Genomic DNA, 10,357 nt, shown 5'->3' on the forward strand with positions numbered 1-10,357 from the left:
GCGGGTGCGGCGGCGACCGGGGAGACCGGCACCACGAGCCCGGACGCGGGGACGACCGACGACGGCGGCACCGCGGGGGTCTCGAACGGCACGGTGTGCACGTTCGGCGACGTCGGGGCCGGGGGCAGCAGTTCCTGCTGCGGCGGGAAGTCGGGCACCGGGGCGTCGGCCTCGACCAGGGCGGCGATCGACGCGGGCTCAGCGGTCGGTGCGTGCGCGGCGGGCACGGTCCCGGCGGGGGCGACCGTGGTCGGTGGGACCGGCGCCGCGTGGGCGGCGCGTGACGAGGCGGGGGTGGGGCGGGCCTCCCGGCCGGAGGCGTTCACGTGACCGGCGGCGGCGACCCGCTCGGGCGCGACCTCGTCGACGGGCGGCGCGGTCACCCAGGCCGGGACGGGCCGACGGGGCCGGTCCGATTCGGGCATGCGATGCGCTGCCACTGCGGCGCTCCTTCCGTCGACTGATCCATGCTCAGTTGTAGCGGCAACCGCTGTGTGGATCGCAGCCCCAGTTCGGGGTCGCCGGTACGTTCGGGTGATGACCGGAATCGAACACCGTCCCCTGGGCCCCTCGGGGCTCGTCGTCTCCACCGTCGGCCTCGGCTGCAACAACTTCGGGCGGCGGGGAACCGCGTCCGAGTCGCAGGAGGGCACCGACGCCGTCGTCGCCGCGGCCCTGGACGCCGGGGTGACGCTCTTCGACACCGCCGACATCTACGGCGGCGTGCCGGGCATGTCCGAGGAGATGCTCGGACGCTCGATCCGCGGCCGCCGCGACGAGATCGTCCTCGCCACGAAGTTCGGCATGGACATGCAGGGCGCGAACGGCCCGGACTGGGGCGTCCGCGGGTCCCGCCGGTACGTGCGGCTCGCGGTGGAGTCGTCGCTCCGGCGTCTCGGCACGGACTGGATCGACCTCTACCAGATGCACCGGCCCGACGACGTGACGCCGATCGAGGAGACCCTGTCGGTCCTCGACGACCTGGTCCGCGAGGGCAAGATCCGCTACGTCGGCCACTCGAACTTCGCGGGGTGGCAGATCGCCGAGGCCGAGCTCACGGCGTCGATCGCCGGCACCACCGCGTTCGTGTCCGCGCAGAACGAGTACAGCCCGCTCGCCCGGGACGCCGAGGCCGAGGTCCTGCCGGCGGTGCGCGCGTACGCGCTCGGGTTCCTGCCGTTCTTCCCGCTCTACAACGGGCTGCTCACCGGCAAGTACACGAAGGCGGGCGGCCCGGCCGACGGGCGGCTGACGACCTCGAAGCCACAGGTGCTCGAGGACGCCCCGTGGGACGTGCTCGACGACTACCAGCGGTTCTGCGACCACCGGGGCGTGACGATGCTGCAGGCGACGTTCGCGTGGCTCCTGGCACAGCCGGGGCTGTCGAGCGTCATCGCGGGGGCGACGAAGCCGGAGCAGATCACGCAGAACGTCGAGGCCGGCACGACGTGGACGCCGACCGAGGACGACATCGCCGACATGACGACGATCTTCGACCGGGCCTGAGCGGGCGCTTCGCGCCGGGTCGCGCCCGGTCGTTCCGCGCTGGTCGTTCCGCGCCGGCGTGTTTCGCGCTGAGCGACAGTTCACGGGGTGCGGCGCCCGTGAGGTGTCGCTCAGCGCGAAACGGCGGCGAAACGGCGGCGGTGCTGCGCGGAGCCGAGGACTAGCGCGTCGCGGCGGCCAGGGCGTCGCGCAGCTCGGCGGCGGTCATCCGCGGGCCGTAGCCGGGGGTGTCCCGCTGGATGCGCCAGCCCTCGGCGAGGGGCCCGGCGTCGACGACGTCGAAGCCGAACGCGTCGATGAGCTCGGCGACGGTCTGCTTGGCGGAGTCGTCGTCGCCGGCGATGACGAGGGCCCGACGGTCCGGGGTGCCGGCCGGCGTCGCGTGGCCGGTCAGGTCGTCGGCGCCGATGTGGTTGAACGCCTTCACGACACGGGCGCCGGGCAGGTGGTCCTGCAGCAGCTCGGCGGTGGTCGTCGACTGGTCGTCGAGGGCGGCGATGTGGCCGTCGCGCTCCCAGTAGTAGTTGTTCGTGTCGATGACGACCTTGCCGACGAGGGGCTCGACGGGGATCGACTCGATCGCGGCGAGCGGCACCGTCACGACGACGATCTCACCCGCTGCGGCTGCCTCGTCGCGAGTCGCCGCGCGTGCGCCGTCGCCGAGTTCCGTGACCAGGTCGGTCAGGGTCTCCGGGCCGCGGGAGTTCGCGATGACGACCTGGTGGCCGTTCCGTACCGCGAGTCGTGCGAGCTGGGATCCGATGTTGCCGGCGCCGATGATTCCGATGGTTGTCATGGTGTCCCTGCAACGCTGCCTGCCGTCGTGCATTCCCCGGGGGCACGAACGCCTCGCCGGGAGCATGATGGCGGCATGGACCACGAGTTCCGCGACGAGACCGACCAGGACCGCTACGCGATGTACGTCGGCGGCGAGCTCGTGAGCGTGCTCGACTACCGGGTGAACGGTGACGCTGTGGCCTTCCCGCACACCTACACCGTCCCGAAGCACCGCGGCCACGGCTACGCGGCGCAACTCGTCGAGTACGCCGTCGCCGACGTCGAGTCGTCGACCACGAAGCGCATCGTGCCGATGTGCTGGTTCGTCGGCAAGTGGTTCGACGAACACCCCGAGAAAGCCGACCTGCTCAGCCGCAGCGCCGCGGACTGAGCACCGAACGAAGGGGCTCGCGTGCCCACCATCACCCCGTTCCTCTGGTACGACGACCAGGCCGAACAGGCCGCTGAGTACTACGTCGGACTGTTCCCCGACAGCCGCGTCGACAGCGTCAGCCGGATGCCCGACGGCCGTGCCCTCGTCGTCGAGTTCACGTTGCTCGGCGCCCCGTACCGCGCGATGAACGGCGGCCCCGGGCACCCGCACACCGACGCGGTCTCGTTCCAGATCGACGTGGACACGCAGGACGAGCTCGACCGGCTGTGGGACGCCCTGCTCGCCGACGGCGGGAGCCCGATGGCGTGCGGGTGGTTGACCGACCGCTGGGGTCTGGCGTGGCAGGTGACCCCGTCGATGCTGGGGGAGCTGATGAGCGGATCGGGCGACCCGGAGGCCAACGCCCGCGTGTTCGAGGCCATGATGCAGATGGTCAAGTTGGACATCCCCGCACTGCAGGCTGCCGCGGCCGGTCGCTGACCCCACTCCACACGGACCCGCCGGTAGTGTGACCGGACCAGGAGACCGCCGGCAGGCGCCGGCACAGACAGGCTGGAGCCACCATGGACCACCCGAGTTCGAGGGTCCGGAACAGCGACATCAGCCGGGCGTACACCGAGCTCGCCCGCATCACCCGTCGGGCGAGCATCCGCGCTCGGGGCTCGGACCAGGTGTTGAGCGTCGTCGACCAGTCCCTCGTCGACTTCGTCGTGCAGCACCCGGGCTGCATGGCCATCGACATCGCCCGCTACCTGCGGCTGAACCGTTCGACGATCTCGCGGCAGCTGTCCGGGCTCCTCGCGACCGGGCTGGTGCGGACGACCGACGGCGGCAGCGGCAACGCGAAGCCGCTCGAGGCAACCGACGCCGGCCGCGCAGCGCTCGAACGGTCGGTGCAGCTGCACCGCGACGCGCTCGACGAACGGCTCGCCGACTGGTCGGACGACGACATCGCGCTGCTCGCCGGGCTGCTGGAGCGCCTCGGGGCCTCGGATGAGGCCGGGCTCCCGATGCCGGCACCCACCGAGTCGTGACGACGTCGTTCGTCCTGCTGTCCGACACGCACCTGCCGAAGCGCGCGAGGGACCTGCCGCCCGGGCTGTGGGCCGACGTCGACGCGGCCGACCTCGTGGTGCACGCGGGGGACTGGGTCGACCTCGCCACCCTCGACGCCGTGCAGGCGCGGTCCAGCCGCTTCGCGGGGGTGCGGGGCAACAACGACGGCCCGGAGTTCGACGACCGGCTGCCGCTCGTCGCTCGGTTCGGCATCGAGGACCTGCGCTTCGCCCTGGTGCACGAGACCGGGGCGTCGACCGGTCGGGAGCGGCGGATGGACGCCGAGTACCCGGACACCGACGTGCTCGTCTTCGGTCACTCGCACATCCCGTGGGACACCGTGGCGCCGTCGGGGATGCGCCTGCTGAACCCCGGTTCGCCGACCGACCGCCGTCGCCAGCCCGACCACACGTGGATGCGCGGCACGGTCACCGGCGCGGAGCTGTCGGTCGAACTGGTGCGGCTGCCGCCGGTCGCCCGCTAGCCCCGGTTGCCCGCTCGCCCCGGTCGCGTGCCTCCGTCGGCATCCGGAAGAACGCGAGCTCCCACTCCGTCGAACGCCGGAACGCCCGGGCCATCCGCCCTCGCTCGTCGGGCGTCGCGGCACGGGCCAGCTCCTCGACGAGCCGGGTCGCCTCGGCACTCGACGCCGCGAACCCCGGGTCCCCGTACGCCGTGATCCAGTCGGCGAAAGCGTGCCCGTCCGGAGCGACCCCGAGCTGCGACCCGACCCAGGCGTAGACTTGGAAGCAGGGCAGCACCGCGGCGGCCAGCACCGCCGCGGAGCCGGAGTCCGCCGCCTGCTGCAGGTGTGCGAGGTACCCGGCGCACGTGGGGTGCACGGGATCGTCGGCGTGCGAACCGGCCAGCCGACGGTGGTGCAGGTCGCGGGCCTCGTCGGCACACCCCTGCGCAGCAGCCGCCCAGAACGCAGCAGCAGCGGCAGCACCAGCATCCGAACCGGCACCGGCGGCACCGACCCCGAGCGCCGCCAGGTGCCGCTCGTACGCCCGCAGGTAGTGGACGTCCTGCGCCAGGTAGCCGGCGAACACCTCCGGCTCGAGCGTCCCGTCCCGGAGCCCCACCAGGAACGCGCAGTCGATCGTCTCCTGCAGCACCGATGCCGCATCCGCCCACCACACGTCCGTGTACGACAGCGCCGGTAGGGCCGCCCGCGCCTGCGCCCCGTGGTCGACCGGGCCGTTGCCGCTCCCGACCGTCAGGGCGTCGGCCCCGCGGAGCGCCGCCGTCAGCCACTCCTTCGCCACCCCGACCGCGAGCTCCCAGTCGCCGTGCCGTGCGGCGAGCGTCGCGATCGCGCTCGACAGGGAGCACCCGGTGCCGTGCGTGTTCGTCGTCGCGACCCGGGGACCGGTGAACACCCGCACGGTGCCGTCCGGTGCCACGAGCACGTCGTCGGAGGTCGGACCCTCGTCGTGGCCGCCCTTCGCCAGCACCAGGACGTCCCACCGCGCCGCCACGGCACGCGCGGCATCCAGCGACGAAGCCGACGAAGACGCTCCGGCGAGCTCCGCCAGCACCACGAGCTCGGCCCGGTTCGGCGTCACCAGGTCGGCGAGCGCGAACAGCGCCCCCATGGCCGACGCCGCGTCCTCGTCGAGCAACCGGTCCCCGCTCGTCGCCACCATCACCGGGTCCACGACGACCACGGGCGGCCGGTGCTCCCGCAGCCAGTCCGTCACGACCCGCACGACGTCGGCGGTGCCGAGCATCCCGATCTTCACGGCGTCGATCGTCACGTCGTCCGACACCGCGTCGAGCTGCTCCCGCAGGAACCCGACGTCCGGCACGTGCACCGACCGCACCCCGTGCGTGTTCTGCGCGACGAGGGCGGTGACCACGCCCATGCCGTACCCGTCGTGCGCGGCGATCGCCTTGAGGTCCGCCTGCATCCCGGCCCCGCCCGTCGGGTCGGTCCCGGCGATGCTCAGCACCCGTGGGACGCTCATGCGTCCGCCCCGCGGCGCGTGGAGGTGGAGGCCGGGAGGACCGGTGCGCCTTCTGCGGGCCGCCCCGCCTCCGCCACCTGGCCGGGTCCAGGGCCCCACGCGGCCACGTACGCGGCCGCTGCGGACCCGGGATCGGCCGCGGCGCAGATGCCCGACACGATCGCGACGCCCGCGGCACCGGCTGCCCGGAGCGGCACGACGTCGTCGAGAGTCACCCCACCGATCGCCACGCACGGCATGTCGGTGGCGGCGGCCAACCGGGCGAACCCGTCGTGGCCGAGGGCCGGCGGGTGGTCGGCCTTCGTCGCCGTGGGGTGCACGACCCCGACGCCGAGCAGGTCCACGGTGCCGCGGGGGAGTCGTTCGACGGCAGCCAGGTGCGCGAGCGTGTTCGCCGTGAGGCCCACGTGGGCGTCCGCTCCGAGCAGGGCACGGGCGGCCGTGACGGGGACGTCGGACTGGCCGAGGTGCACGCCCGCGACCCGGTGTCCCGCGTGCCGTGCGGCGAGGACGACGTCGAGCCGGTCGTCGACCACCACCCTCGCGCGGTCCCCGACGGCGTCGGCGACCGCGGCGGTCAGGGCGAGCAGGTCACGCGCCGAGGCGTCCTTGTCCCGCACCTGCACGATCCGGACCCCGGCGTGCACGGCGGCGCGGACGACCCCGAGCACCCCGATGCCGTGCCGGTCGGCCAGGGCACCGTCGGTCACCAGGTAGACGCCGAACCCCGCAGACTGCTGCAGCCCGCTCACGCCGACACCGCCCGGGCGTCGACCGCAGGAGCGGCCTCGACCGTGATCCGGGCCTCGCGGACGACGTCCTCCGGGGTCAGCGACGCCAGCCGGTCGAGGAACAGCGGCTGGAAGGTCCCCGGTCCGCCGGCCTCCCGTGCCGCGAGCTCGGCGGCGATCGTGTGCACCGCGGTGGCGGCGACGGCAGCGGCCCCCGCGTCCTCCGGCGCGACCGACGTGAACGCGGCGACGACCGCGCCGAGCGCGCACCCGCCACCGGTGATCCGCGTCAACAGGTCGGTCCCGTTCGCGACCCGGACCACACCGATGCCGGGCGCGACCAGCAGATCGACCGCACCCGACACGGCCACCGCAGCCACGAGCCTCCCGTCCGAAGCAGCGACGGACGCGACCCGGGCGTCGTCCGTGCCCACGGTGCTGTCGACCCCGCGGCCACCGGCCGAGTCGCCGAGCAGGGCGAGCACTTCGGAGGCGTTGCCCCGCAGCACCGTCGGGCGCAGCGCGAGCAGGTCACGCGCCAGGGCGGTCCGCACCGGCAGCGAACCGACGGCCACCGGGTCCAGGACCCACGGGGTGCCCGCGTCACGGGCCGCGTGCACGGCCTCGAGCGCGGCGACCCGCGGTTCGGCGTGCGGGGTGCCGGTGTTCACCAGCAGGGCATCCGCGACGCGGGCGAACGGCCCCGCCTCGGTCGCCACGTCGACCATCGCGGGCGAGGCCCCGAGCGCGAGCAGCACGTTCGCCGTGACGTTCTGCACGACGGTGTTCGTGATGCACTGCACCAGCGGGGCCCGGGCACGCACGGCCTCGAGCAGTTCGGCGGTTCGGTGGGCCCAGGCAGGGGAGGGCGCAACGGTTTCCATGGACGATCCCTTCGCGAGTACGAGCTCGAGCAGGTTCGACGGGTGTGATCTCAGCCGCTGGATGCGGCACCCCGTGTCTCGAGCGACACCGTACACGACGCCCGGTGACCACTTCGAGGCCCGCTCCGGGCACCGTGTGCCAGGGTTGGACCGTGCCAGATGCAACGCCCCCCGGGCCCCCACCCGGCCCCCGCGACCCCGGCGACGCCTGGGCGGTCGGCCCCGACGGCACCAAGGCGTGGGGACGCTTCGGCGCCGCCGGCCTGCTCGTCGACGACGGCGCCGGCCGCGTGCTCCTGCAGCACCGCGTCGAGTGGAGCCACCACGGCGGCACCTGGGGCATCCCCGGCGGCGCACGGCACCAGGGCGAAGCAGCCGTGACCGCCGCCCTCCGCGAATCCGCCGAGGAAGCCGGCGTGCCCGACGACGCGATCGCCCTGCGCCACACGGCACTGCTCGACCTGGGGTTCTGGACCTACACGACCGTCGTGGGGCGCGCCTCCCGACCCTTCGAACCCGTCATCGCCGACCGCGAGAGCCTCGCCCTGTCGTGGATCCCGATCGACCAGGTCGACGACCTGCCCCTGCACCCCGGCTTCGGCAGGTCGTGGCCGGCGCTCCGTGCCACCGTCGCGAACACACCGCACGTCGTCGTCGACGCGGCGAACGTCGTCGGCAGCGTGCCCGACGGCTGGTGGAAGGACCGAGCCGGCGCCGCGTCACGCCTGCTCGCACAGGTGTCGGCGCTCGCCGCGGGCGGGGTGCCCGCATCGTTGCTCGACCTGCCGTTCGCGCGGTGGTGGCCGCGGTGGACCGTGGTGCTCGAGGGGGAGGCCCGGGCCGCTGCGAACGATGGTGCCACGGGCGCTGTCGACGTGCTCCGTGCTCCGGCCTCCGGCGACGACGCGATCGTCGAGTCCGCGCGGGCCGCGGTGCGTGCCGGCGACGGCCCGGTCGTCGTCGTGACGGCCGACCGCGAGCTCCGCGACCGCGTCGAGGCTCTCGGCGCGGTCGTCCACGGGCCGTCCTGGTTGCGCGACCAGCTGTAGCCGCCCGGACCGCCGCGTTCCGGATGGTCGCCGAGCGGCCGTCGGTCGCTGCCGGTACGCTGGCCCTCCGTCAACGGAGACGCAACACGCAGGAGGTTCCCCTTGGAGCGCATCACCAGGGCCGACGACCGAGTCCACCGCCCCGCCGGGCCGTGGACCCCCACGGTGCACCGGCTGCTCGCCCACCTGCACGAGCAGGGGTTCGTCGCAGCCCCCGAACCGATCGCCCTCGGTGACACCCTCGAGACGGTCTCGTTCGTCCCGGGCGTCGCGGGGGAGTACCCCTGGACCGAGGACATCGCCAGCGAGGCAGCCCTCGTCACCAGCGCCCGCCTGCTCCGCCAGTTCCACGACGCCGCCGCCAGCTTCCCGCGCAGCGCCACCGACGACCTCTGGTCGCAGGCCGACCGTGCCCCGGTCGAGACGATCGTGCACGGCGACTTCGCCCCGTACAACTGCGTCTACGACGGCATCGCCGCCGTCGGCCTGATCGACTTCGACACCGCGCACCCCGGGCCCCGCGTCTGGGACGTCGCGAGTGCGGTCTACCGGTTCGCGCCGTTCACCACCGGCGCCGTCGAGGGATCGACCGCCCCCGACCTCGACGAGCGGCTCGCACGGGCCGCCGAGTTCTGCCGCGCCTACGCCCTCGACGACCGCTCCCGGAGCGTCCTGGCCGAGACGATGATCGCGTCGCTCGTCGCGCTCGTCACGACGATCGAGCACGAGGCCGCCGCCGGCAACCCGAAGTTCGTCAGCGACCTGCAGCACGGCCACGCCGACCTGTACCGCGCCGACGTCGCCTACCTGGAGCAGCACGCCGACGCCGTCACCGCCGCCGTCGCGTGACCACCAGCCCCGCGCGGCTCCGGACGGCGCGGTTCGCGGCGCAGGGCATCGCGGCGCCCGGGCTGCGCCCCGCCGAGGTCGTCGAGCGGATGCTGGCGGTGCAGGGGCAGGACCTCGGTCAGGTGCTCTGGGCCATCGGGGTCCGCGCTCCCGGATCGACGCGGGACGACGTCCGCGAGGCCTTCGACCGCGGGGAACTCGTCCGCTCGTGGCCGATGCGCGGCACCCTTCACGCCCTGCGCCCCGACGACCTGCGACTGCTGCTCTCGCTCACCGCCGAACGGACGCTCCGCACGATCGCCCGACGCGCCGCCGAGCTCGGCATCGACGACGCCCTGCTCGGCCGGGCCCGTGACGCGACGATCGCGGCCCTCGAGGGCGGCCGTGCGCTGGTCCGGGATGACCTGTTCGCGGCGTACCGCGCTGCCGGCATCGACCCGGCCGGAGGTCGCGGCTACCACCTGGTCCTGCAGCTCGCGCAGGAACGCCTCGTCGCCTGGGGCCCCACCGCCCGCGTCGGGCAGGGGCTCGTGCTGCTCGACGAGTGGGCACCCGCCACCGCTGACCCGCCGGACCGCGACGAAGCCCTCCGCCGGGTCCTGCTCGGGTACCTGCGCGGTCGTGGCCCCGCGACCGAGGCCGACGCCGCGAGCTGGACGAAGCTGCCGCTCGGTGACCTCCGCCGGGCCCGAGCCGTGGCGGGGGACGCGGTCGAGGACCTCGGCGACGGGCTCCTCGCCCTCGCCGACCGGCCGGCAGCCGCGCGCGTCCCCACCGGGCACCTGCTCCCCGGCTTCGACGAGTACCTGCTCGGGTACACCGACCGGTCCGCGCAGCTCGACCCCGCCCACGCCGACCGGGTCGTCCCCGGGGCCAACGGCGTGTTCCTGCCGATGGCCGTCGTCCGGGGTCGCGTCGTCGGCACCTGGAAGCGCACCGAGCGCCGGGCCGAGCACCTCGTCAGCGTCACACCCTTCGGCGCCCTCGACGCTATGTCCGTCCGTGCACTCCAGGCGGCGGCCGCGCGGTACGCGGCGTTCCTCGGAGCGCCGGTCGTGACCACTGTGGTCTGACGCGACCACCTGCGGACCGTGTGCCGGCGGTCCGAGACTGCACCGGCCCTCTCCCCACCGGCACGGCC

General features: G+C 74.1%; 12 protein-coding genes, 1 pseudogene and 1 riboswitch. Of the genes and pseudogenes, 8 read left to right on the forward strand and 5 right to left on the reverse strand.

Annotated elements, in window-relative coordinates:
* Positions 1-425 (reverse strand): annotated as a pseudogene (locus tag BIU89_RS18630) (hypothetical protein); the annotation flags it as partial.
* A gap of 112 nt (positions 426-537) precedes the next feature.
* Here BIU89_RS18630 and BIU89_RS13485 point away from each other — a divergent pair.
* Positions 538-1,506, forward strand: coding sequence for an aldo/keto reductase (locus BIU89_RS13485; protein ID WP_071247260.1), 969 nt, complete (start codon positions 538-540; stop codon positions 1,504-1,506).
* Positions 1,507-1,666: 160 nt separating this feature from the next.
* Here BIU89_RS13485 and BIU89_RS13490 read toward each other — a convergent pair whose 3' ends face one another.
* Positions 1,667-2,302, reverse strand: coding sequence for an NADPH-dependent F420 reductase (locus BIU89_RS13490; RefSeq protein WP_071247262.1), 636 nt, complete (start codon positions 2,300-2,302; stop codon positions 1,667-1,669).
* 75 nt (positions 2,303-2,377) lie between these two features.
* Between BIU89_RS13490 and BIU89_RS13495 the strand changes: the two genes are divergently transcribed.
* The 4 genes from BIU89_RS13495 (at position 2,378) to BIU89_RS13510 (ending at position 4,217) form a co-directional block, all read left to right on the forward strand.
* The gene (locus tag BIU89_RS13495; protein WP_027465216.1) at positions 2,378-2,674 is read left to right on the forward strand and encodes a GNAT family N-acetyltransferase; all 297 of its coding nucleotides are present in this window, start codon (positions 2,378-2,380) and stop codon (positions 2,672-2,674) included.
* A 21-nt stretch (positions 2,675-2,695) separates the two neighbouring features.
* On the forward strand, positions 2,696-3,157 hold the full coding sequence (locus tag BIU89_RS13500) for a VOC family protein (RefSeq protein ID WP_071247264.1): 462 nt from the start codon (positions 2,696-2,698) through the stop codon (positions 3,155-3,157).
* 83 nt (positions 3,158-3,240) lie between these two features.
* Positions 3,241-3,711, forward strand: coding sequence for a MarR family winged helix-turn-helix transcriptional regulator (locus tag BIU89_RS13505; RefSeq protein WP_051596672.1), 471 nt, complete (start codon positions 3,241-3,243; stop codon positions 3,709-3,711).
* Positions 3,708-4,217: a metallophosphoesterase family protein gene (locus tag BIU89_RS13510; RefSeq protein ID WP_071247267.1), complete on the forward strand. Its 510-nt coding sequence runs from the start codon at positions 3,708-3,710 to the stop codon at positions 4,215-4,217. Before BIU89_RS13505 ends, BIU89_RS13510 begins: the two co-directional genes overlap by 4 nt.
* Here the strand turns inward: BIU89_RS13510 and thiD are convergent.
* The 3 genes from thiD to thiM all read right to left on the reverse strand — a co-directional run bounded on the left by thiD (position 4,162) and on the right by thiM (position 7,318).
* Positions 4,162-5,703, reverse strand: coding sequence for a bifunctional hydroxymethylpyrimidine kinase/phosphomethylpyrimidine kinase (thiD, locus tag BIU89_RS13515; RefSeq protein ID WP_083404372.1), 1,542 nt, complete (start codon positions 5,701-5,703; stop codon positions 4,162-4,164). The two genes, BIU89_RS13510 and thiD, sit on opposite strands and share 56 nt — an antisense overlap.
* Entirely contained in the window at positions 5,700-6,455 is a 756-nt protein-coding gene (locus BIU89_RS13520; protein WP_254791646.1) for a thiamine phosphate synthase, read from the reverse strand. The genes thiD and BIU89_RS13520 overlap by 4 nt, the downstream gene beginning before the upstream one ends.
* Complete coding sequence (thiM, locus tag BIU89_RS13525; protein ID WP_071247270.1) at positions 6,452-7,318, reverse strand: hydroxyethylthiazole kinase; 867 nt, start codon at positions 7,316-7,318, stop codon at positions 6,452-6,454. The genes BIU89_RS13520 and thiM overlap by 4 nt, the downstream gene beginning before the upstream one ends.
* A riboswitch (TPP riboswitch) is annotated at positions 7,307-7,402 on the reverse strand. It overlaps the preceding gene by 12 nt.
* 68 nt (positions 7,403-7,470) lie before the next feature.
* On the opposite strand from thiM, the gene BIU89_RS13530 reads away from it, so the two are divergent.
* From BIU89_RS13530 to BIU89_RS13540, 3 genes are all read left to right on the forward strand, one after another.
* Entirely contained in the window at positions 7,471-8,367 is an 897-nt protein-coding gene (locus BIU89_RS13530; protein WP_071247273.1) for an NUDIX domain-containing protein, read from the forward strand.
* A 102-nt stretch (positions 8,368-8,469) separates the two neighbouring features.
* The gene (locus BIU89_RS13535) at positions 8,470-9,216 is read left to right on the forward strand and encodes a phosphotransferase enzyme family protein (protein ID WP_027465222.1); all 747 of its coding nucleotides are present in this window, start codon (positions 8,470-8,472) and stop codon (positions 9,214-9,216) included.
* Complete coding sequence (locus BIU89_RS13540; RefSeq protein WP_071247275.1) at positions 9,213-10,289, forward strand: winged helix DNA-binding domain-containing protein; 1,077 nt, start codon at positions 9,213-9,215, stop codon at positions 10,287-10,289. The genes BIU89_RS13535 and BIU89_RS13540 overlap by 4 nt, the downstream gene beginning before the upstream one ends.
* Positions 10,290-10,357: the final 68 nt, after the last annotated feature.

The sequence above is a fragment of the Curtobacterium sp. MCBA15_005 genome (genome assembly GCF_001864855.1).
GTDB lineage: Bacteria > Actinomycetota > Actinomycetes > Actinomycetales > Microbacteriaceae > Curtobacterium > Curtobacterium flaccumfaciens.

Bases quoted from the DNA above. Each gene is read 5' to 3' on its own strand.
- BIU89_RS13485 (WP_071247260.1), top strand. From the start codon at position 538: ATGACCGGAATCGAACACCGTCCCCTGGGCCCCTCGGGGCTCGTCGTC.
- BIU89_RS13490 (WP_071247262.1), bottom strand. From the start codon at position 2,302: ATGACAACCATCGGAATCATCGGCGCCGGCAACATCGGATCCCAGCTC.
- BIU89_RS13495 (WP_027465216.1), top strand. From the start codon at position 2,378: ATGGACCACGAGTTCCGCGACGAGACCGACCAGGACCGCTACGCGATG.
- BIU89_RS13505 (WP_051596672.1), top strand. From the start codon at position 3,241: ATGGACCACCCGAGTTCGAGGGTCCGGAACAGCGACATCAGCCGGGCG.
- thiD (WP_083404372.1), bottom strand. From the start codon at position 5,703: ATGAGCGTCCCACGGGTGCTGAGCATCGCCGGGACCGACCCGACGGGC.
- thiM (WP_071247270.1), bottom strand. From the start codon at position 7,318: ATGGAAACCGTTGCGCCCTCCCCTGCCTGGGCCCACCGAACCGCCGAA.